Origin of the sequence: Paenibacillus pinistramenti (assembly GCF_005869875.1) — a bacterium.
Classification (GTDB): domain Bacteria; phylum Bacillota; class Bacilli; order Paenibacillales; family Paenibacillaceae; genus Fontibacillus; species Fontibacillus pinistramenti.
The window spans coordinates 283910-307286 of record NZ_VAWG01000002.1 but is presented as its reverse complement, the minus strand read 5'-3'; the positions used below and the strand labels follow the sequence as shown (position 1 = coordinate 307286).

Sequence of the window (23377 nt, the reverse complement as noted above, 5' to 3'; positions counted from 1 at the left end):
GCGGGAGGCATTCTTGAATAATGAAAATTCGTGAATTACAGTTTAAAGATAATGCGGCAATTGAGAAGGTGATCCGGGAATGCCTGATCGAATTCGGCGGGAACCGGGCCGGTTTGGCTTGGGAGGACGCGAGTATGTCCGATTTATATCACTACTACAACGAGCCTGGCCGGGCATACTGGGTCATTGAGAAGGAGAACGGTGAGATTGCTGGAGGCTGCGGCATTGCCCCGTTCGGGGAAGTGGAAGGCGTATGTGAGCTGCAGAAAATGTATCTGACACCTGAAACAAGAGGTACAGGCCTGGCGGGAGAGCTCCTGAAGAAAGCACAGGAATTTGCAAAGCTTCATTATTCGCAGTGTTATTTGGAAACGTTACAGAATATGCATGCCGCCAACCGGTTCTACCTGAAGCATGGCTTTACACTGCTTGGCGCGCCGCTTGCCGGATCGGAACATTTTGCCTGCGATGCCTGGTACCTCAAGGATTTGGGTTAATTAAGCCGTGAAATCTCTTCAGTTCGAGCATTCTCCGAAACATTGTCTTATCTTTAAGCTGTTTAAAAATAATACTGTTCGGCTTAGTATTGACTTCCAGAATCCATGGATGCAGCGACGCATCAAGGCCGATATCAACCCCCAGTTCTTTGAAACGGGGGTTTGTTTTGTTGAATTCATGGGCTGCTTTAAAGCTTAATTCCTTGAGCCTTGCAGTGAATTCAATCCTGTCTGCTCTTTGTTTGATAAAAGGGCTGAGCAGCGCCTTCATCGGGAGCGCTTTACCGCCTGCATGGTAATTGGTTACAATTTTGCGGGGATGTGCAAGCCGGCCGATGATGCCTGTAAATTCCCATTTGTTCTGCTCATTCCTCTGAATGACGATGCGGATATCGGTGAGCCTGTTTCTTAACCTGAGCAGTTTGATTCCAGCCTGAATAATGTAAATTCCGCTAAGCTTGTGAGCATTCAAAGCTATGAACATCTCGTCAAAACTATTGAACCTGAGCTGTTTAGTACCGCTCCGCATCCAATAACGGCTTATTTTCCCCCTGCTTACTCTAATTATGCCTCTGCCCGCCGATCCTTTATCGGGCTTAACATAGACCATTTGATGCTTATTGAGCATGGATGCCAGATTGGCATAAGAAAATAAAGACGTGTCCGGCACATACCTGGACAGCTCGGGGCTGCTCAGTAAGATCTGCGTTTTAACCCATTTACTGCCTAAGTTCGCATTTTTCTGATCAACCGGCATGGTTCTGTTCACCTCATTATATGAAATGGGAGAAATTTGAATGGGAGAAATTATTTTTAGAATTCGTCTCATTTTTGGAGTTCGTCTCATTAAGGTATGATAACCGGCTTCAGGTTGACCTTGGTAAAATCCTAGTCGTTCACGGTTAAAGTGCCCGGCTCGAAACCAAACTAGATGAAGGGATCTCCCCCAAAAATCTACGTACAAAGAGGATCTTTCCAACATGAACAACATGAACAGCATGAACAACAACAGGAGCAGCATGAACAACAACACGAGCAAGAAGAACAGCTCTTCAAATGCAAAAGGGACGGCAAAACAGGAAGGCAGGCTGAAGTGGTGGCAGCTTTCTCTGCTGGGCGTGGCGGGGACGATCGGGACAGGCTATTTTTTGGGCTCAAGTCTGGCAATCTCGATGGGGGGACCGGCGGTGCTGATCGCTTATCTTCTTGCTGCTGCGGGCACCTATATTGTCTTTGATGCGCTGGCTGCAATGACGGCAGAACAGCCTGAGGAGGGCTCTTTCCGTTCCTATGCGAAGAAAGCCTTCGGCGGGCTGGCCGGATTCGGCAGCGGCTGGGTGTATTTGTTCTCCGAGCTGCTGATTATGGGGAGCCAGCTGACGGCGCTGTCCATCTTTGCGCGTTTCTGGTTACCTGCTGTACCGATGTGGGCTTTCGCTGCCGGCTTCGGCCTGCTTGGGCTCGTCATCGTATTCTTTGGCAACAAAGGCTTTGACCGTGTTGAGAACGTTCTTGCCATCATTAAAATGGCAGCGATCGTAATGTTTCTTGTGCTCGCTGCCGCTCTGCTGGCAGGCTGGATTCACGGCGGAAAATATGAGCCTAAAGTTCCCTCCTCTTATACGGCGTGGTTCCCTTCAGGCTGGACCGGGCTTTGGTCGTCGTTTATCTTCGCTTTCTATGCGTATGGAGGCATTGAAGTTCTCGGCATCATGTCCAATCGGCTGGAGAAGCCGGAAGAGGCCCCTAAAGCGGGGAAGGTCATGCTCATTACGCTGGCTGTCGTCTATGGTTTGTCCATTGGGCTGGCTGTAACGATGGTTCCGCTAAAAGCTTTTAACCCCAAAGAAAGTCCGTTTGTACTCGCCTTAAGCAGTGAACATTTGGCCTTTGTACCGCATTTATTCAATGGCGTGTTGATTGTAGCAGGCTTCTCCACCATGACGGCGTCGCTTTATGCGGTCGCATCCATGATTAACACGCTGGCCAAGGAAGGGGATGCTCCCCGGTTGTTTGCCGTCAAATGGAAGGACAAATATCCTCTGTACGGGCTGGGTCTTATCGCGTGCGGCCTCATTGCAGCCATTATCACGGCTTTGCTGCTTCCGGGCAAGGTCTATGAATACATTACAACGGCTGCCGGCTTGATGCTGCTGTACAACTGGTCTTTTATTCTGCTGTCTTCCGGCAGACTGGTCTCTTCCGGCAGACTGGGCGCTGTCAAGCGGTGGATCGGTTTAGTGCTGATTGCTGCAGCAGTGAGCGGAACGTTGTTTCATGCGCTCAGCCGGCCGGGGTTCTTTATCAGTCTGCTGCTCGTTTCGGTCATTGCCATCTGCGGCTTTATTGTCGAGAAGCGAAGAGCCGGCCGGGAAGGAAGCGGACAGGGGGACAGTTCTGAGCGAGAGCAGCCGCACCATCCGTACCATCCGCAAAGATTCCGGCCGGATAAACCCTACCGGAGCAAAGGGATCATTCGTCAGAAGAGCAGAACGTAAGCTCCCCTCACTTGAGAGCTGGCGGACTCAAGGACTCAAAGCTCAAAGAAACAGCATGCGCGCAGCCTGCACTCCGAAATAAGCGCCAAAGCCGAGCAGCGAGATCCCGGACAGAATCGAAATGCTTCTCAGCACGCCTGAGGTCAGAAATCTCCGGAACATGCTTGAGGCGGCAGCCATGGAGAAATCCCAGATCAGGATCCCGATTACAATTCCTCCGCTGTAGATCAGGAGCTGGCTCATCGGGTAGGTGCTCGCTGCATCAGCCAGGATGGAGCCGTAAATCCCCAGCCAGAACAGGATCGAGAGCGGGTTAAAGAACGACATGAAGAAGCCGGATAAGAAGGACTTGTACAAAGGCGTGCTGCCGCCTCTCATTTGACGCGAAGTGATTTTTCCAGCGTCTTTGATGCTTTCAAATCCCGTGTACAGAAGCACCATAAACCCGAACAGCCACAGAAATGCTTTGACGTAAGGATTGTTCAATATTTGAACGACCCCGAAATAAACAAGGAACATATACGCAAGGTCGGCAAGCAGGGCACCCAGCCCCACGCACCAGGCATGCCAGAAACCTCCTTTAATGCCCTTATCCAGCTGAGCCGCATTAATAGGTCCGATGGGCGCAGAAAGCGAAAGTCCCAGAAGAATGTATCCGACTAACACGTTAATGGTGTTCTCCTCCCTTTCTTAGCACTGTATGTTAGTTATATTCAGCTTGTCAGGGGAATAGGACAAGACGCGGAAGCGGTCCCCCCTTGAAGCCCCTTGAAACGCGGAGAGCCTCCCTGAGAACCGCGGGATTTGATAGCGGCCTGCATGGGACGAATAAGTTAAAAGCGCATTTTCCAATAATAGAAGTAGTTTAAACCTTTCGTTATGGACAAGGGGGCTCTTAAGGTTGAATCCTAATGACCGCAAACTGTTGATTGCCGCACTTGGCGGTGTTAATGAAATTGGGAAAAATATGTATTTCATTCAATATAACAATGATATTGTCGTTATTGACTGCGGCTCTAAATTCCCGGATGAGAATCTTCCCGGAATTGACCTCATTGTTCCTGATATCACTTATCTGTTAGAGAACAGGGAGAAGGTCAGAGCCTTGATCGTCACTCACGGACACGAGGATCATATTGGAGGCATTCCTTATCTCCTTAAACAGCTCAATATTCCGGTATATGGCACCAAGCTGACCCTCGGGCTGATCAAGATCAAGCTGAAGGAGCACGGGCTGTTAAAGCAGGCAGAGCTGCACACCGTTGCTGCCGATTCGGTTATTGAGGCCGGCCGAATCGGGGTCTCCTTCTTTGCGATCAATCACAGCATTCCGGATTGCGTCGGGGTGTGCTTTCAAACGCCGGAAGGCGCGGTAGTGCATACCGGTGACTTCAAATTCGACTTCTCGCCCGTGAACGGACCGTACCCGGATCTGCACCGGCTGGCGGAAATAGGCAGGCAGGGCGTTAAAGTCCTGCTGTCCGAGAGCACGAATGCGGAAAGGCCGGGATTTACGCCTTCCGAGCGCCTGGTCGGGGGGCAGATCTTGGATGCTTTTGCAAGAGCGAAGCAGCAGATCTTTATCTCTACGTTCGCCTCCAATGTGAACCGGGTGCAGCAGGTCATTGATGCCGCTGTCGAAACCGGTCGCAAGCTGATCCTGCTGGGCCGGAGCATGGTGAACGTCGTCAGCGTTTCGATGGAGCTCGGGTATCTGGATGTTCCGGACGGCCTGCTGATTGAACCGGAGGAATCCGAAAGGTATCCGGCTGAACGGATCGCTGTATTGTGCACCGGGAGCCAGGGAGAACCGATGGCAGCATTATCAAGACTGGCCAGCTCCAAGCATTCGAAGATCGAAATTCTGCCCGGTGATACCGTCATTATTGCGGCAGGCCCCATTCCGGGCAATGAGCGCAATCTTGCCCAGGTTATAGATAACCTCTATGTGCTGGGAGCCAAGGTCATCTACGGATCCGGCACCGCCACGGGGATGCATGTTTCCGGCCACGGAAGCCAGGAGGAATTGAAGCTGATGCTGACGCTGATGAAGCCGGAATATCTGATTCCCGTACACGGGGAATTCCGGATGCTGTACCAGCACCGCCAGCTGGCTGAATGGGTAGGTATACCGCACGAGAACGTCTTTATCGTCAAGAACGGGGAGACGGTTCAGATCGAGAACGGACAAGCGCTGCTTGGGCCGAAAGTTCCTTCAGGAAACAGCTTTGTCGATGGCCTGGGGATTGGAGAAGTCGGCAACATCGTGCTCAGGGACCGGCGGCATTTATCCTCGGACGGCATGATCATCATTGTAACGACGTTAAGCAAATCCGAGAAGAACATGCTGGCCGATCCGGAGGTCATTTCAAGAGGGTTTGTCTTTGTCAGGGAATCCGAAGAGCTGATGGGCCAGATCCGGGATCTGGTTCTGACCACCATGAACGGGCTGAATGAAGCGGAGAAGAGCCAGTGGAGCGAAATCAAGCAGATTCTTAAGGATAACGTCGGCAGATTTATCTACAGCCAGACGAAGAAACGGCCGATGATTCTCCCGATCGTCATAGAGGTTTAGATCACAATAATGCAGGTCCGCAGCTCCACGCGAAAGCGTGGGCTATTTTTTTACATTTGGCAACATGAAACTTTTGGTAATTGGATTGCGTCTTATAACATACGGGAGGTGGAAGCTCTAAAATAAATTGTTAATTCACCAAGAAAATGACATCATTGGCAACGGAAGATTAAGTTGGAGGGTGAACTTTTTGAAGAAAATCATATCTGCATTTATGGCCGCTGTCCTCACTGCAGCTGTTATTGCACCGCCCCAAGTGCATGCTGCTTCCGCAATCAAAATTTATATAGACGGCACAGAGCTTGTCACCGACCAGGCCCCGGTCGTTTCGGGCAGCCGTACTTTTGTGCCGCTCAGAGGGATCTTTGAAGCCCTGGATGCGGATGTTCTGTGGGATCAGCGCTCCCAGACCGTCACCTCTTACAAGGATGACACCACGGTTGTGCTTACGCTTGGTTCCAGAACGGCAACAATCAACGGCGAGGTCGTCTCGCTGGATTCCCCGGCCTTCTCCCGGAACGGCAGAACGCTGGTGCCGCTTCGCTTTGTGAGTGAAGCACTGGGACAGACCGTTGACTGGCAGCCAGCCTCAAGAATCGTAATCATTCATACAAACGGAGATTCAGGAGAAGTGACGCCGGGGACGGTAGACAGCGTGTCTTATGTAAGCGCAAGGGTTACCGGACAAAACGGGAACGGCTCGGATGTAGTAGTGAACTTTGCCCGTCCGGACTATACCGCGAACATAACCGGCTACCGGATCTTTATCGTCAAGGCAGCTGATGCTTCGGGCTTTACTGAAGCGAAAGCTTTGCGCGTGAATGGGTCCAATTACACGGCGGTCTCGTCCGCGGGCGGAGACCAGTCGGTCAGCCTGACTGCCCAAACCCGCGATGTCGACGGCAATATACTTGCAGCAGATTCTTCCTATAAGGTATTTGTGATGACGCTCGGCAATTCGGGGGATTATGCCCTTTCCTCGCCTTCGGATACTTTTACATTGACTGGAAATTCGGTGCCTGCCGCATCAAACGTAAGCATAAGCGACGTTGCCGATTATGGGGATGGACGCGATTTGGCGGTCAGCTTTACCAAAGCATCAAGCGAATCCAACATCTCCGGCTACCGGGTGTTTATTGTGAAGACCGCAAATGCTTCCCGTTTCACGCTGTCTGCGGCTAATGCGGTTTCAAGCTCCAACTACACTTCAGTCGGCAAAGCAGGCAGTACGCTGAGCACGGTGCTGAATGCCGGCAGCCGGGATACTTCGGGTGAACTGCTCAAGAATGGAGTATCTTACACGGCCTTCGTGCTTTCGGTCAGCAGCAAACCGTCCGCATCTGCCAGCAGGCTCTCTGCGGCTTCCTCGCCGCTGATCCTGAGCGCCTCTAATCAGGCGCCGGTCCTTTCATCGGTAACCGATAATTCGAATTACGGCGACGGAAGAGACCTGCAGGTCAGCTTTACCAAAGCTTCGGATGAATCCAAAGTCGCGAATTACCGGATCTACGTGGTGAGAGCAGACAGCGCCGGGAGCTTTACTCTGAGCGCGGCAAATGCGGCTTCCAGAGACCGTTACTACGAAGTGTCCAAGAACGGGAATAAGACGCTTACGACCGTCCTGCCAAATACCTTGAAGGATGTTCAAGGCTATGCTGTGACGGAGGGAGTATCTTACAAGGTGTTTGTCATGGCGGTGTCCAATAACAGTTCCAAATATCCGAATTGGCTGTCAGCGCCTTCCGCGGCGATTACCTTGTCAGACAGCGGGGTTGCTGCGGTAAGCAGCTTAAAGGCAAGCGACACCAGCGACTACGGAGATGGCCGGGATTTGCAGGTATCCTTCACGGATGCCAAGAGTGAAAGCAGCATCAGCGAATACCGTGTATTTGTTGTAAAATCTGCGGATGCCGGCAGCTTCACTTTATCCAAGGCCAGCAAGTTGTCCGGCAGCTACTATACTTCCGTCTCTTTAAGCGGCAGCACGCATAACCTGAATCTCGATAAAAATGCCCGAAGCACAGACGGGGCGCTCATTGTCAACGGAACTGGCTACAAGGTATTTGTGCTTTCGGTCGCCAAGAACGGCAATGTGAACAACAATGTACTGTCCAGCCCGTCCTCGTCGATTACACTGTCCGTCAACAAAGGGGTTCCGGCAGTCAGCAATCTGAAAGTAAGCGATATTGCGGATAACGGAGACGGCCGGGATCTCCAGGTTTCTTTTGACAAAGCCTCCACAGAGACCGGCATAAATGGATACCGTGTATTTGTGGTAAAAGCGAACGAAGCCGGCAGCTTCACATTATCCAAAGCCTCGAGCTTGTCCAGCTCCTATTACACCAGTGTCCCCAAAACCGGCAGCAATCTGAGCTTGGCACTAAACAGCTATACCCGTTCGGTTGACGGCGACATTGTCGGCAAAGGCCAAAGTTATAAAGTGTTTGTGCTGACCGTAGGGAGCGGGACGAATGGAGCCTTGTCGGCTGCTTCTTCAAGCATTACGCTGACCGACAACAAATCGCTTGGAGCAGTCTCCAATCTGACAGTCAGCGATATTGCGGACAACGGCAATGCCGGCGATTTAAAGGTCAAGTTCTCTAAGGCGGCTGATGAGAGCCAAATCGGCAGCTACCGGATAATGGTTGTGAAAGATTCGGACGCTTCCAGCTTTACATTGGCCAAGGCAAACAATGTGACCAGTTCTTATTACAAGAAGGTCAGCACAACCGGCGGAGATTACAGTGTGAATCTGGATGACTGGCTGCGGACAGTAAACGGGGAAGCCATTACAAACGGCACAGCCTACCGGATCTTTGTCCTGTCCGTAGGCAAATCCGGCTATTCAGGCAGCAATAAGCTCTCTGCGGCGTCCTCGGCGATCACATTGACCCGCAATCTGACAATCAGCCCGGCGACAGAGGTCAAGGCGTCGCTGAACGACGATAACGCCAGTCTGAAGGTAACCTTCACGAAATCGGAATCCGAGAACCTGATCTCGGAATACCGGATTCTCGTTGTTCCTTCGGACCGCGGTTCCTTTAAATTAAGCGATGCTGAAGCGGTAGACGGAGCCGGCTATCTCAGCACCGGTAAAGAGGGAGCTGCAGTTACGAAGACTATTGCTTCCGATATTTCCGGAGCTGCCCTGAAGCCGGGAGCCGGCTACAAGGTATATGTGCTCGCGGTTTCAAACGGAACCGCCGATACGCCTGATGTGCTCTCTGCTGCCTCTGATACCGTCGAGATTCCAGCTCCCGCACCAGCTTCAGCGGCAGATTCCGATTCCTCAGTGGATTCCGGCCAGCAGCAGGCTCAGCCTTAAGGAGGAATGAACGGCCTGGGAGCAGCCAGCCGGTCCGAAAATAAAAATTTTAACAAGTCATGTTAAATAAGACTGGATTAATTGGCGAGTTCCTGCTATTATTATGGAAATATTTTAAATGCTTGGATGAGGAACAGTACCTGCCTGTCCGGTTTCAGAAAGCTGCTGGTTGATGCGAAGCAGCAGAAGGAGATCAGGGAACTCGCCTTGGAGCAGCCGCTTTGAAACCGGAACTATGTGTTCGGGGATTAGCTGCGGCCGGAATGCCCGCCGTTACGAGGGGCAGGATACGGGCTTGATCCCTTTATCCGCTGAGCGTATGAACGGTTGTTCATAAAACTGGAGTGGTACCGCGTAAGACATGGTCTTTCGTCTCTAATGATTGATTTGGAGACGAAAGGCCTTTTTATTTTTTCATTCGATATGGGAGGGAAATGTATGATGGATTACAGAAAGTACAAACGAGGATATTTTTTGCCGCCGGTGGTTACGCATGATTGGGTACATAAAGACTATATCGATCAAGCGCCTCTTTGGTGCAGCGTCGATCTCCGCGACGGGAATCAAGCTCTTGTTAAGCCGATGAATCTCCAGGAGAAGCTCGATATGTTCAAAATGCTGCTCAAGATCGGCTTCAAGGAAATCGAAGTTGCCTTTCCTGCAGCCTCCGACACTGAATTTCAATTCTTGCGCACCATTATTGAAGAGAAGATGATTCCGGAGGATGTAACGATCCAGGTCATTACCCAATCCAGAGAACATATCATCCGCAGAACGTTTGAAGCGCTGGAGGGTGCTCCCCGGGCGATCGTGCATCTGTATAATTCGACATCTGTCATCCAGCGTCAGCAGGTGTTCCAGAAGAGCAAAGAAGAAATCAAACAGCTTGCGGTGGACGGAGCAGTCCTGCTCAAGGAATTGGCTGCAACAACACCAGGAAATTTCATGTTCCAATACAGTCCGGAAAGCTTCCCGGGCACCGAGGTCGATTACGCGCTTGATATCTGCAACAGTGTACTGGAGATCTGGAAGCCGGACAGCGCTAACAAAGCTATTATCAATATTCCGACTACTGTGGAAAATGCGATGCCGCACGTCTTCGCCAGCCAGATTGAATATATCCATAAAAATCTCGCCTACCGCGACGGCGTCGTTCTGTCCGTGCATCCTCACAACGACAGAGGCAGCGGTGTAGCGGATGCGGAATACGCCATTTTGGCGGGAGCGGACCGGGTGGAAGGAACCTTGTTCGGCAATGGCGAAAGAACCGGCAATGTCGACATCGTCACACTTGCGATGAATCTGTATTCCCACGGTATTGATCCGAAGCTGGATTTCAGCAGCATGCAGGAGATCATCGAAGGATATGAGCGTCTGACCCAAATGCGGGTTGCAGAGCGCCATCCTTATGCGGGCGAGCTGGTCTTCACCGCGTTCTCCGGCTCCCACCAGGATGCGATTGCCAAAGGCATGCAGTGGCGCGAGAAGAACGATTCGCCGATCTGGGAAGTTCCTTATCTGCCGATCGATCCTAAAGATGTAGGCAGAAACTATGAAACCGACGTCATCCGGGTGAACAGCCAGTCCGGCAAAGGCGGGGTAGGCTACATGCTTCAGCAAAGCTACGGTATCCAGCTTCCGGCAGGAATGAAGGAAGAAATGGGATACCTGGCCAAAGGCGCCTCCGACCAAAGAGAGAAAGAACTGTCCGCGGAGGAGATTTACGACCTCTTCAAGGCCGAATATGTCGATAATACCCATAATTTCGAACTGCTCGATTACAGCTTCAAGAAAGAGGGCGGCTCTATCGTTGCTACCCTGGAAATTTCCAAGTCGGGTGAACGCGAGACCATCAACGCGCTTGGCAATGGCCACCTTGATTCTGTAAGCAATGCTTTCAAAGCCTATCTTGACGTCGATTATGAGCTGTCCTTCTATGAAGAACACTCGCTCGGACGCGAGTCTTCCGCGCAGGCGATTGCCTACGTGGGTCTGTCGACCGGCGGAAAAGTATATTGGGGTGCAGGCATTCACCCGGATATCATCCAGGCGTCCGTACACGCGATGCTGGTAGCCTTGAACCGGCTGGAAAATACGAAGTAACGGTTCCCCTCAGGGGACCGTTTGATCCGGCAGTCCATTTCCGAAAGGGAATGGGCTGCTTTTTTATAGAGCAAACAAGAAATGTGTAATATTTTGTTGAAATTTTCCGATATAAATAGGTGAATATTTATTGCGTTTGTAGATTTATCAGAAAGAGATAGAGAAAGAGAAAGAGAAAGAGAAAGAGAAATTGGATATTAGGGGAAGCTGGAGAACTAGAAAACGGAAGGGGGAGAGAAGTCGGGCGACTTAGACTAATGGCGTAACCAGAATCATTTACTTAGACACAAGTAATACTGCCGGGGGGCTATCCAATGAAAATAAAAACAAAAATCTATGTGTATTTCTCCATTTTGATCTTATTTCTTATTGCCGGGGTAGGGTATCAGACCATTAACACACAGAAGCAGTCCGGACGATTGGATAATGTCAAGACGGATTCGCTGAAATCCCTGCATTTTGCCGGAGACACGAAAGCCATTCTGTCCCAAATTCAGACTCAGCAGGTATTAGGGATTGCCCAATTGGGAGAACCCAAGAACATTCAAGCTCAAATCGATGACTTGTCTAAACAATTTAGCAGCGATCTGGATCAATATGTAGGGTTAAATCCAGAAGACAAAGCTAAAGTGGATGATATTAGAAGCAAAATGGATAAAGCGCTGCATAACGATCAAGCAGATATGAATGTTATTAATGATATTACGAGTGCAATCGACAACTTTTCACAAGCGGAAAATAACGAAGCGCATAACACCGTTACTGGCGTAATGGATGAAAATAACCGTTCCAATCTGTATGTCGCACTTATTCAATTGGGAGGCCTGCTGTTCAGCATCTTTGCGGCATGGGACTTGATCCGCTCCTTTAACAGACCTGTCCGCCAGCTGACTGCAGCAGCGCAGAAGATCTCTGAAGGCGACCTGAGTGAGCCGATCGTGAACAAGAAGAAAGACGAGATCGGGACATTAGCGAACATATTCGAACAAATGCGGCAGAGCCTTTCTTCCTTTATTGAAGCCGCTCAGCATACGTCCAGTCAGGTGGCTGTCTCCAGCCAGCAGCTGACGGATCAAACGCAGCAATCCCGGGAGCAGATTTCAGCCGCTTCGCTGACTGCCCAAAATATTGCCGAAGGCGCAAATGTGCAGATGGTCAGTATTTCAGAGACTGCCCGGGCTATGGAAGAAATTTCGCTTGGCGTACAGCGCATCTCCGAGACCACTTCGGCTGTATCCCAATTGTCCGTAACTAATGAACAGGAAGCTAAAGCAGGGAACGAGCAGCTTCAAGCCGCGGTTGTTCAAATGGATCATATCAACCAAGTGGTTGCTGAATTCTCAGAGATTGTCGGCAAGCTGAACGAACATTCGCAAAATATTAATCAGATTACCGATTTGATCGCGAGCATCGCCGCCCAAACGAACCTGCTGTCTTTCAATGCAGGAATTGAAGCAGCCCGTGCAGGTGAGCATGGCAAAGGCTTTGCGGTCGTAGCCGCCGAAATCAGAAAGCTCGCTGCTGAATCCAAAGCTTCGTCTGACCAGATCAGTGACATCGTCTCGATCATTCAGAAGGATACCCTTTATGCGGTAAAATCCATTGAAGCCGGCGTAACCCAGGTTGAGCAGGGGCGGGAATCCATCCACAGCGCGAATGAAGCTTTTAAAGCGATTAACAAATCCACCGGAGAAATCTCCATGCAGATCCAGGAAATTTCTGCTGCATCCGAGCAGTTATCCGCCAGCTCCGAAGAAGTCAGCGCTGCCATCAATGAGCTGGAGGGAATTGCCAAGAAAGCCTACACCGGCAGTGCCGAAATGGCCCAGGCATCCGAAACGCAAAACAGCTCTATTCAAAATATGGCACGCGCAGCCGAGCTGCTGAACGAATCTTCTCAGGAGCTGGGACGCTATATTGCAAAATATAAGGTTTCTTAAATGAATCCTAGAATCAGATATAGAGAGCAGATTAGGGGAAAAGGGTAAAAATTCGGGGAACAGGATGAGCGCATTCTTGTTCCCTGTTTTTTTTGCATAGGGCAGCAGGCTCGGTAATCTCTCAGAGTCGGGACTCTTTCTGCACCCTAGTTTGACAGCGCTTTCGAAACCTGCTAAAGATAAATCTGTATTCCATATTCTATCGTTACTTAATATGCCTAATTGGAGGTCATGAACCATGAACATTTTAATAGCCGGAGCGAGCCGGGGGCTGGGGTTAGAGCTTGTAATGGAAGCACTGGAGCGCGGTCACAGCGTCATAGCAGGGGTTCGAAATCCTGAAGAGAAGGGGAGCAGGCTTCAGCAGTTAGCCGGTTCAGACTCCGATCCTAATATTCGGGAACGGCTGCAGCTGGTTAAGCTGGACGTCCAGGATGAGAGCAGTATTGCAGAGGCGGCAGCAGACCTAAACAATAAAGGGATCAGCCTGCATGCGATAGTTAATAATGCGGCCATTTTAAATGCGCGGAATACCCCGATTGAAGAGCTGGATCTAAACGACGTACAGACCGCTTTCGATATTAATCTGTTCGGCCCGATCCGGGTGGTTAAACACATGCTGCCGCTTCTCTCGGAAGCTGAGGCTTCCATTATCAACGTGTCGTCAGAAGCTGGAAGTCTTACGAATGCATACCCGAACGATTATCCGTACGGCATGACCAAAACGGCACTGAACATGTTCACCCTCCAGCTTGGCAGCCTGCTGAAAGGCCGGGACACGCAGGTGCTGAGCGTGCACCCCGGCTGGATGCGGACCGATATGGGCGGGGAAGAGGCAGCTTTGGACCCCAGAGCAAGCGCCAAAGGGATACTGGATCTGATCGAGCGCAGAACCGCTGTCAGCTCCCGCTACCATTTTGTAGATTATACAGGAGCGGATATGACTATCTGACAAGTGAGATAAAGTTATACGAGCTATACGATATTCATCCGATCTGGACGGATCCATACGAGCCATACGCAAAGAACCGCAGGCAAATGCGCCTGCGGTTCTTAGTTTCGTCATAGCCGGTACAGCAAAAATCAGAGGATTAATTGGCTTGGCCTGTTACGGCTGTGCCATTTTTCGTAATAGTGTAAGTAACAATTTCACCGCTCCAGAAGTGGAACTTCAGCGTCACATCTCCATCTTTGACTTCATTAAAGAAGGCAGGGAGCAGGTCGATTGTTCCATTGTCATAATTCGGGTTGAAGGTATTGCCGAATTCTTTGTAGGCTGTCCAGTTCTGCGGACCTGCAAAGCTTCCGTCAGCGTATACCGCTTCCATTGTCGCAAGGCGGTCACCGTTGAAAGCAGTCGGAATCGAGAACGAGTCCGTTGTGCCGGAAGCACTTTGAAGCTGAGGAGTCTTATAGACAATGACGTTGACTTTCCATTCCGGACCTTTATTGAAGCTCAGGGTCAGAACGGCGTTAACTCCTGTCTTGCCGGAAGCGGTCAGGCTCTTGAGTGTATTGGCTTTCAAAGTGAGCAGCCCGCCGTCAGTCAGCGTGTAATCCTGATTCTTCTTCAGCTTCTTGCCGTTAACCGAAATGCTGTCAAATTTGGTTCCGTTTAGAGTTAATTGCAGGGAAGCATCTTTGACCTGCTGGCCTTGCTTGATGAAGATCTGATCGCTTGAAGCAGTTGCCGCAGCGCCATTGACCGTATCCATGATCATGTGATACAGCGAAGGATCGGACCATTTGAAAGTGGTGCGTCCAAAGTGCTGGCCGTTATCCCACAGCATGGCGGTAATGTGCTTATCCTTGAGCTTGTTCAGCAGGAAATTGAAGAACTTCAGCTTCTCGCCTTGTTCGATGACATTGGTGTTCTTGTCAAAGCCAAGCAGTCCGTATTCGCCAAGAATAACCGGAATCCCTTTGGCTGTGAATGTATTGTATACGTTATCGAAGGTTGTGGTGATATCGTTTTGGGTATCTTGTTCAAAAGTTGTATAACCCGCAATGTTCACACTGAAAGGCCAGAACCCGTAATAGTGAACGGTTGCAATCAAGTTAGGATCATTCAGGCTGGTAATGGTGCTGTAGAGCTCATCCATGTTCTCCTGAGTCGGTGAAGATCCCAAAGAAGGCAGTACCAGAGGACGAGTGGTGTTCTTCCCGCCGGAAGCGCGGACGATTTGGTGGAAGGAAGTATTCAGCTCTGCCAGCATATCAAACATTTTGGCAGTGTCTGTAGTTCCGCCATCCGTAAACCGCGGCTCGTTGATGCTTTCAAACAGCAGCTTGTCGGAAGTATTCTTGAAGCGGTCTGCGATTTGGGTCCAGGCAGCATTATATTGCGCGAGAACCTCATCATGCTTGCTCTCCATATAGCTGACCCACTGCCAGGAATCATGGTGCACATTGATCAGAACGTACAAATGAGCATCAAGCGCCCAATTGACCACTTCTTGAACACGATCAAGGTAAGCAGGATCAATGGTATAGTCCGGAGCACTGCCCATATGCTGGCCCCAGGTTACCGGAATGCGGATACTGTTGAAGCCCTGCTTCTTAATTTGCTGGATCAGCTGCTTGGTGACCTTCGGATTGCCCCAGGTTGTCTCATCAGCACCGGTGGCGTCCAGCGTATTGCCGAGGTTCCAACCGGGCTGCATGCTGTCGACATAGGACTGCAGCGCATTTGTCTTTGTCTTGGCAGAAGAAGCAGTAAGCTCCGCACCGGCTGCTGATGCGCCGGAAGCAAACATGGATAACAACAGGACAGAAATCAAAGTGAATGAGAATAGCGACTTGGCTGATCGATGCTTCATTTTGGTTCTCCTTTTGTCTAGTGATTTGAGTTTCGGCTTCTAGAATCTGGCTGCAGCGTCTGAAACTTGTACGTAATCACAAAGATGCCGTGCAGCACATCTGCGAGAATGCAAAGCGTAAGGAGCTATTCACCTCCGGCAGTCAAAGTGTAAGCGTTACCAAAATATAACTTAGCAAAACTTGGTCCAAGAAAATACCGTAATAATTAAAGTAAAAAACATATAAAAATTAGACATGAAAGCGGATTTGATTGACTAAGCATTCAAATCAAAGGAATGAATGGGCACCGATCCGGGAATGCTTAACTTTACCATAAAATGTAATAGTAAGAGGTGTTCAGGCATGTTCAATGACCAGGAGATTGACCGCAAGCGGCGTTACAGAGCTTATATCAATTTATTAGGCACGACCCAATAAGCTTAAGAAATCCATATATTATCGCCTGCTGGTCGATGGCTTTTCCCGGCTTCGGACATATTCTCCTCAATAAATATTTGCGGGGCTACTTTCTCATCTTCTGGGAGATGTTTATTAACCAGAAAATACAGCTAAACCAGGCTATGGTCTTCACGTTTAACGGCCAATTCCAGGCGGCGCGGGAGGTGCTGGACCCCAAATTCATGTCGCTTTATATACCCGTGTATCTATTTGCGATTTGGGACAGTTATCGTACGGCGGTGGATTTGAACAAGCTGTCCAAGCTGGTCTACCGCGAGAATTACCCCTTCAAAGAATTCAGTCTGGGACCGCTGGAAATTAATTATACCGTCAAGCGCAAGCCCTGGTTAGCCGTATTTTGGTCTATGTGTATTCCGAGTCTGGGGCAGCTCTATCTAAACTACGTTTTATTGGCATTGCTGATCATGATCCTGGCTGTTGTGCTCGTCTGGAAGTCCAGCATCGTTTTTGCCATTCACTATCTCCTATTAGGCGATATAACATCTGCTAACCAGGTTGTGGATTGCCAGTGGCTCCTCTACATGCCTTCGTTTTACTTTTTCGCAATCTATCAAGCCTATTGTGCTGCAATTGAGAATAACCGCTTATTTACGGACACACTGAAAAACCATTTAATCCGGAAGTATCAGCCGGCTGGCCACAGAATCACGGTCAGGGAAAAGGTGGACTAATGCAAATTTTTGCTGCGTTTGAATATTCAGAGTTTGTGGAGCTTGCCATTTCGGAGCTTGAGGCCCGCGGCATCACCGGCATATACGCTGTTCCACTAAACAGCCGTCCCAAAGATCATCCTCTAGTCAAAGAAAGCCAGCAGGAGATGATATCCACTTATTTTGAAAAAGGGATGGTACTGGCCTTCATGTTCTCTACCATCGGAGCAAGCAAAGGCTTCGTCTGGCCCGGGGGACCCGTAATCTGGGGACTGGCGGGAGCAGGGGCGGGGTTTCTGTGCGGGGTGCTGCTAAACCTGGTACTCCAGCTACTGAAACGAAAGAAAAGCAAGACGGGAAAGTCAGGACAGAGAGAAAAGACAGGCTTCCGCCCAGCCAGGCAGGAAGAAGTTATTCTGATCGTAAACTGTGAAGAAAGCCAGATCCCGCTTGTTGAAAATATTTTATGGCTGCACAAAGCTTTAGGAGTCGCTGCCACCAAATAGTAAAAATAGAAAATAAAAAAGTTTGAGATACCTGGAGAAAGCTATTCATTTTAAAAGGGGTTTTGTCGATATATGTCGTGAATTGCAAATTAAATAGTGGGGGAATTCCAGACATGGATAAACTAAACCAAATTGCAGACAAACCGCCCAAACGAGACCGGGATGCCGGGCTGACAGCCAGAGAGAAGGATATGGTCCGCCGCAACGGTATTGTTTTTATCGCGATCCTGATTGTGACCGGGCTGGCTTCACTCGCCATTCTAACGAACCTGAAGAACGGCCTGTCTTCTTCCACTATGGTTATGATGATTGTTCAACTATTAACCGTGGTATTAGTCGGAGTCTTCCATGCGAAACGGATCTTTATCATGAATATACGCTATATAGCGGTTATTGGCTCTGTGCTGAGCTCGCTGTATGTTTCGATTTCGAGCCCTGCTGCAACGAATATTCTGGGTCTCTTTTACCTCCTGATGCTGGCTTTAATTTATATGAGCCTTCCGATCGTCGCTGCAGTGGAGGTTTACGGGCTCGGGATGCTCATCTACATGCTGTACGGACAGTCGGACAAGGTAGATATTCCTTCAGATTCAGCCATTACATACCTGATCTATTACATCCTGATTTCGATTATGATCTTTTCGCTGCTTAAGATCAGCAATCATCTAATCAAGGAAACCAGCCATTCCCGGATGCAAAGTGAAGAGATGATGCAGCAGCAGCAGGTACAGCAGGATGCCATGTACAAGGTCGTTACCGAGGTATCCCGCAATGTCGAAGAGATGAACCAGTCGGGAGAGCAGTTCAATCATGCGTTCAAAGAAATGCATCTGGCCTTTCAGGAAATTGCCGGGGGTTCTGCAGCCCAGCTGGAGTCTACCGTAGCGATCGATCAAAGTGTCCAGAAGGTCAGCTCCATGGTGGTGCGGATGTCAGAAGCGATGGAGGAATTGAAGGCGGAGACGGCGTCGGCGAAGCAGCTGTCCGATGCCGGAGAGAGCAAGATCCGAAGCCTGACGGACACCATCGGGCGCTTCAGACAGGACATTGATTCGATGTCCGGCGAGATTTCACTCCTCATTGAGCAGCTTAGCCAAACCGACCAAGTAAGCAAGACCATTAAAGCGATTGCCGCCCAGACCAATCTGCTCTCGCTTAATGCGGGAATCGAAGCGGCAAGAGCCGGTGAGCATGGAAAAGGCTTTGCGGTTGTTGCATCCGAGATCCGCAAGCTCGCCGAGGGCGCGTCGGAATCCGCTGAGCAGATTTCCGAGCAGCTGTCCCAGTTCTCTGCCCAGTCGGAACAGACCCGCATCCGGATGTCGCACGTATCGGAGCAGATGGAAGTGAGCCAGGAGATTGTGAGTGAGACGGGGGCGGCTTTTGGATCGATCAGCAGCTCTGTTGAAATGCTGGATGAGCTGGCCGAAACAAGCGGCTCTTTGATGGGACAAATCGAAAGAGCGTTTGAAAGCGTCAGCGAATCTACCGGACAGCTGGCGTCCGTAAGCGAGCAGACGAGCGCTTCCCTCGAGGAGCTGTCGGCTACGGTGGATTCCCTGCATTCGGGCAACCACAGCAACCTGCAGAATCTGAAGACAGTCGAGGCAGCTCTTAAGCAGATCAGCTGACTCAGTCGTTGAATAAAACAAAGAAAATGCCGCACTCGCTGCGGCATTTTCTGTCTTTATATAACCTATTTAATTAAAAATGCGGGTTACCTATTTTTCCTTCTGAACCATAAGAAAGACCAGACTACAAGAACCAGCAGAACGATTAAACAGACGCTGATGCTGACCCGGTTTTCCTTGTCAAACAGGAAGAGCATGGCAATCACCGCCAGACAAATAACCGTGATGCCGCTGGTGTAAGGGTAGCCCCACAGCCGGAAGGTAGGCTTAGCCGGATAAACCGGCCGGAGCTTCAGCTGAGCCAGGCAGAAGGTCATCCAGACGAGCAGCACCACAAATCCCGGAACCGCCATCAGAACGCTGAAGAGCTGATCCTGGGCGAAAAAGCCTAGCAGTGCGCCGGCAATCAGAATGACGGAGACGAGCTTCAAGGTCTGGACAGGCACCCCTCTCCGGGACACTTGAGCCAGGGCAGCAGGCGCTTCGCCGGCAGAAGCCATCGAATGGAGCATCCGCGTTGCCCCGTACACGCCGGAGTTGGCCGCAGACAAAACAGCGGTTACAAGAATAAAGTTCATGATATGCGCCGAGCCTTTAAGTCCGGTATAATTAAGCACCTGAACGAACGGACTGCTTGTCCCGCCCAATTGATTCCAAGGAATCAGCGCGCAGATGACAAGGATAGGAAGCGTATAGAACAAGATGACACGCAGGATAAAGCTCCCTACAATGCGCGGCAAAATCCGTTCCGCATGCTCGGTCTCTGTCAGGGTTAACCCGATCAGCTCCGATCCGCCGTAGGAGAAGGTAACGACCAGCAAGGCCGAGAAGATCGCCGTCCACCCGTTCGGCAGAAATCCGCCATGGCCGGTTAAATGGCTGAGGCCTGGAGCCGCTCCCGATCCTTTAATAATACCGAAGACCACACAGATGCCGAGGATGACAAAGACGATAATCATGGCAATCTTGATTCCCGCCAGCCAAAACTCCACTTCCCCGAAGCTGTTCACACTCATCAGATTAATAAGAATAATCACCGCCGCGCAGGCGAGACTTAGCACCCACAAAGGGATGGAAGGGAGCCAATACTGCAGGAAGCTTCCCGCTGCTACAATTTCAATGACACAAACCGACATCCACAGGAAGCAGTAGAGCCAGCCCAGAATAAACGAAACCCGCTGCCCGAAAGCTTCCCGGACGAAATCCTTCATATTTCTTCCCGGATAAACGGTTGCCATCTCCGTCATCGCGGCCATCACGACGAGCAGGAGCAGACCTGCCAGAATGTAAGTTAAGACCACTCCCGGACCGGCCAGTCCGATGGTGTCGGCACTTCCCTTGAAGATGCCGGTTCCGATGACACCGCCCATTGCCATAAAGGTGATGTGCCTCGGCTGTAGCTTTTTCTGTAAATGACCCTGTTGTTTGCTGCTCATAAAACCCTCCTGACTCACTTCTTGTCTGTAGTATTTCTCAGTATAAAGCTCTTTAACTAAAAATCCTATCCTTTTCGTTGCTCCGGTACACGGATACCAGCACTTTGTTTATTTGTAGCGGATAATTAGCGGGTAATAAGAATGCAGAAAGCGTCTATTAGGCAACCCTAAGCTTCTGAAGGGATTCATAACAACCGTACACCGCCTGCTTGCTCTGAAATGCGTTTCATATTTTATACTGGTTTCACATTCGGAAAAATACTTGACTACATGGAGGCGACTCACACATGCTGCATCAGCAAATAAAACCTTTTCGGCCGGACTTCCTATGGGGCTCCGCGTCTGCGGCTTATCAGATCGAAGGGGCCTGGAATGAAGACGGTAAGGGGCCGTCGGTTTGGGACCTTTTTACCAAAATAGAAGGCAAAACGTTCAAAGGCAGCAACGGCGATGTGGCGATGGATCACTATCACCGGTACAAGGAGGACGTCGCTTTGATGGCTGAGATGGGGCTGAAAGCCTACCGCTTCTCGGTGAGCTGGCCCCGCATTTATCCGTCGGGCAGCGGCGAAGTTAACGAGGCGGGCCTTCAATTTTACGATAACCTGATCAATGAGCTGCTGGCTCACGGCATCGAACCGGTTCTGACTCTCTACCATTGGGATGTGCCGCAGGCACTGATGGACGATTACGGGGCCTGGGAATCCCGGCGGATTATCGAGGATTTTGACCATTACTGTACCACTTTGTTCGAGCGTTTCGGGGACCGTGTGAAATACTGGGTTTCGCTTAACGAGCAGAATTACAATACGAACCACGGATTCATTACGGCCATGCACCCGCCAGGGGTAAAGGACCGCAAACGGTTCTATCAGGCCAATCATCATGCCTTTCTGGCCAATGCCAAGGTGATTGACTCCTTCCGCAAGTACGTGCCGAACGGTAAATTCGGGCCAAGCTTCGCTTATTCTCCGGCTTACCCGGCGTCGAGCAGACCGGAAGACATGCTGGCCTTTGAAAATGCAGAGGAATTCACGAACAACTGGTGGCTGGATGTCTACTGCCGGGGAGAGTATCCGCAGATACCGCTGCAGTATTTGAAGGAGCAGGGACTGGCTCCGGAATTTGAAGAAGGCGATCTGGAGCTGCTGCTTAAAGGCAAGCCCGACTTTGTCGGCGTCAATTACTATCAGACCATTACGTATGATTTCAACCCGCTGGACGGGGTGGCTGAAGGCAGGATGAATACGACCGGCCAGAAAGGCAGCAACCAGTCGACAGGTGTGCCTGGACTGTACAAGACGACGCCGAACCCGAATCTTGAAACTTCCAACTGGGACTGGGCCATTGACCCGATCGGGCTCCGGATCGGCCTGCGCCGCATCACCAGCCGTTATGGCCTGCCTGTCTTCATCACAGAGAACGGACTCGGGGAATTCGACAAGCTGCAGCCGGATGATACGATTCATGATGATTACCGGATTGCTTACCTGAAATCCCACCTGGAGCAGTGCCTGCAGGCTGTGAATGACGGCGTGGATCTGATCGGCTACTGCAGCTGGTCCTTTACCGATGTGCTCAGCTGGCTGAACGGGTACCAGAAGCGGTACGGGTTTGTGTATATTGACCGCGATGAGACGGATGCCAAGACGCTGCGGCGGATTAAGAAGGACAGCTTCTACTGGTATCAGGAGGTCATCCGGACAAACGGCGGCAAGCTGACGGAGTAAGCTGATAGAGTATGGTGATGGAATAAGCGGATGCAAGAAGCTGATGGATAAAATGGTGGGGCTGGTCTTCGGACCGCCCCTATTTATTTTGCAGATAATCGCGGGATTCATTATACTCTTAGTGATTAGCAATCAAGAAGAGTACATACCTATTTAGACTGCAGCAGGAGGAGACACGCATGAACCAGGTTATGGAAGCGAGAGGCCGCGGGAATGGCTAATATCCGTGAAATAGCGAAGGCGGCTCAGGTCTCCGTAACCACGGTCTCCCGGGTGCTCAACGGCCATCCCTATGTCAGCGTGGAGAAGAGGCAGCGAGTTGAAGAAGCGATGCGGCAGGCCGGATACAGCCCGAATTCGAACGCGGTTCATTTGGCAACGGGGAAGACGGGCATGGTCGGAGTGGTGCTTCCGTACAGCCATCATCCGTATTTTCATGCGCTGCTCGGCGGATTAATGGAAGAGGCGCTGAAGCATCAATACACGGCATTGCTGTGCCAAACCAATTACGAGGCCGAAACCGAACGCCACTATCTTGAAATGCTGCGCACGAAGCAGGTAGACGGGCTGATTCTGTGTTCGCATGAACTGCCCTGGCCGGACATTCTTCCCTATGCCGCAAACGGGCCGATTGCCGCCTGCGAATTTGTTCCGCACCCGGAGATCAGCGCGGTTTATACCCCTCACTATGCGGCTTTTCTGGAAGGCATGCGTTATCTTGCCGCCCGGGGCCACCGCAGAATCGGCTACTGCATCGGCAGGCGGGACAGCGAAAGCAGCCGCCAGCGCTACGCGGCTTATACGGACGCTTTAAAGGAAATAAACGAGCCGCTCCGCGAAGACTGGATATTCGAAGGCTGCGTTCAGTTCAGTGACGGGATAAAGGTGCTCGATCAACTGATGCACATGGAGGACAGGCCGACGGCACTGCTGGTCACCGGAGATGAAGCGGCGGCAGGCGTATTGGCCCGTTCCCGTCAGCTCGGCATAGCGATTCCCGGCCAGCTCGCCATTGTAGGCTTCGATAACCAGCCGATTTCAGAGGCGCTTGAGCTGACTACGATCGACCAGCATCTGCATGAAATCGGCAGACAGGCCTTTAAAGCTTTCTACCGGAAGGCTGCGCAGCAGGACAAGACTCCGTGCCGGATGGAGATCCCTTTTGAACTGATCGAGAGGGCAAGTGTTTAGAGAAAGAGAAGCATAA

General features: G+C 50.7%; 16 protein-coding genes and 1 other annotated feature. Of the genes, 12 read left to right on the top strand and 4 right to left on the bottom strand.

Annotated features, from left to right (window positions below):
• Positions 1 to 20: 20 nt before the first annotated feature.
• Complete coding sequence (locus tag FCN15_RS04145; RefSeq protein ID WP_138493704.1) at positions 21 to 497, top strand: GNAT family N-acetyltransferase; 477 nt, start codon at positions 21 to 23, stop codon at positions 495 to 497.
• Here FCN15_RS04145 and FCN15_RS04140 read toward each other — a convergent pair.
• Positions 481 to 1479, bottom strand: coding sequence for a YheC/YheD family protein (locus FCN15_RS04140; RefSeq protein ID WP_238996497.1), 999 nt, complete (start codon positions 1477 to 1479; stop codon positions 481 to 483). The genes FCN15_RS04145 and FCN15_RS04140 overlap by 17 nt on opposite strands.
• Before the next feature lie 37 nt (positions 1480 to 1516).
• On the opposite strand from FCN15_RS04140, the gene FCN15_RS04135 reads away from it, so the two are divergent.
• Positions 1517 to 2995, top strand: coding sequence for an amino acid permease (locus tag FCN15_RS04135; protein ID WP_138494014.1), 1479 nt, complete (start codon positions 1517 to 1519; stop codon positions 2993 to 2995).
• A gap of 42 nt (positions 2996 to 3037) precedes the next feature.
• Here the strand turns inward: FCN15_RS04135 and FCN15_RS04130 are convergent, their stop codons facing one another.
• Positions 3038 to 3667: a LysE family translocator gene (locus tag FCN15_RS04130; RefSeq protein ID WP_138493702.1), complete on the bottom strand. Its 630-nt coding sequence runs from the start codon at positions 3665 to 3667 to the stop codon at positions 3038 to 3040.
• A 229-nt stretch (positions 3668 to 3896) separates the two neighbouring features.
• Between FCN15_RS04130 and FCN15_RS04125 the strand changes: the two genes are divergently transcribed.
• From FCN15_RS04125 to FCN15_RS04105, 5 genes are all read left to right on the top strand, one after another.
• Complete coding sequence (locus FCN15_RS04125) at positions 3897 to 5570, top strand: ribonuclease J (RefSeq protein ID WP_138493701.1); 1674 nt, start codon at positions 3897 to 3899, stop codon at positions 5568 to 5570.
• Between the two features lie 190 nt (positions 5571 to 5760).
• Positions 5761 to 8895 (top strand): copper amine oxidase N-terminal domain-containing protein, encoded by a 3135-nt coding sequence (locus tag FCN15_RS04120; RefSeq protein ID WP_138493699.1) that lies wholly within the window; start codon positions 5761 to 5763, stop codon positions 8893 to 8895.
• Between the two features lie 114 nt (positions 8896 to 9009).
• Positions 9010 to 9275 (top strand) — a binding site (T-box leader).
• A 58-nt stretch (positions 9276 to 9333) separates the two neighbouring features.
• Entirely contained in the window at positions 9334 to 10998 is a 1665-nt protein-coding gene (locus tag FCN15_RS04115; RefSeq protein ID WP_138493697.1) for a 2-isopropylmalate synthase, read from the top strand.
• Between the two features lie 314 nt (positions 10999 to 11312).
• Positions 11313 to 12938: a methyl-accepting chemotaxis protein gene (locus FCN15_RS04110; RefSeq protein WP_138493695.1), complete on the top strand. Its 1626-nt coding sequence runs from the start codon at positions 11313 to 11315 to the stop codon at positions 12936 to 12938.
• Positions 12939 to 13176: 238 nt separating this feature from the next.
• Complete coding sequence (locus FCN15_RS04105) at positions 13177 to 13890, top strand: SDR family NAD(P)-dependent oxidoreductase (protein ID WP_138493693.1); 714 nt, start codon at positions 13177 to 13179, stop codon at positions 13888 to 13890.
• Positions 13891 to 14029: 139 nt separating this feature from the next.
• On the opposite strand, the gene FCN15_RS04100 is transcribed toward FCN15_RS04105, so the two are convergent.
• Positions 14030 to 15757, bottom strand: coding sequence for a cellulase family glycosylhydrolase (locus tag FCN15_RS04100; protein ID WP_138493691.1), 1728 nt, complete (start codon positions 15755 to 15757; stop codon positions 14030 to 14032).
• A 495-nt stretch (positions 15758 to 16252) separates the two neighbouring features.
• Here FCN15_RS04100 and FCN15_RS04095 point away from each other — a divergent pair, with 495 nt between their 5' ends.
• The 3 genes from FCN15_RS04095 to FCN15_RS04085 all read left to right on the top strand — a co-directional run bounded on the left by FCN15_RS04095 (position 16253) and on the right by FCN15_RS04085 (position 19004).
• Entirely contained in the window at positions 16253 to 16888 is a 636-nt protein-coding gene (locus FCN15_RS04095) for a hypothetical protein (protein WP_238996496.1), read from the top strand.
• The gene (locus tag FCN15_RS04090) at positions 16888 to 17373 is read left to right on the top strand and encodes a hypothetical protein (RefSeq protein ID WP_138493688.1); all 486 of its coding nucleotides are present in this window, start codon (positions 16888 to 16890) and stop codon (positions 17371 to 17373) included. The genes FCN15_RS04095 and FCN15_RS04090 overlap by 1 nt, the downstream gene beginning before the upstream one ends.
• 113 nt (positions 17374 to 17486) lie before the next feature.
• A complete protein-coding gene (locus FCN15_RS04085; RefSeq protein WP_138493686.1) occupies positions 17487 to 19004 on the top strand; it encodes a methyl-accepting chemotaxis protein in 1518 nt (505 codons plus the stop codon).
• Between the two features lie 86 nt (positions 19005 to 19090).
• Here FCN15_RS04085 and FCN15_RS04080 read toward each other — a convergent pair whose 3' ends face one another.
• Positions 19091 to 20440 carry an amino acid permease gene (locus FCN15_RS04080; protein ID WP_138493684.1) on the bottom strand — a complete coding sequence of 450 codons (1350 nt, stop codon included), beginning with the start codon at positions 20438 to 20440 and terminating at the stop codon, positions 19091 to 19093.
• 287 nt (positions 20441 to 20727) lie between these two features.
• On the opposite strand from FCN15_RS04080, the gene FCN15_RS04075 reads away from it, so the two are divergent.
• Both FCN15_RS04075 and FCN15_RS04070 read left to right on the top strand, forming a co-directional pair.
• A complete protein-coding gene (locus FCN15_RS04075; RefSeq protein ID WP_138493682.1) occupies positions 20728 to 22170 on the top strand; it encodes a glycoside hydrolase family 1 protein in 1443 nt (480 codons plus the stop codon).
• Positions 22171 to 22383: 213 nt separating this feature from the next.
• Positions 22384 to 23361, top strand: coding sequence for a LacI family DNA-binding transcriptional regulator (locus FCN15_RS04070; protein ID WP_138493681.1), 978 nt, complete (start codon positions 22384 to 22386; stop codon positions 23359 to 23361).
• Positions 23362 to 23377: the final 16 nt, after the last annotated feature.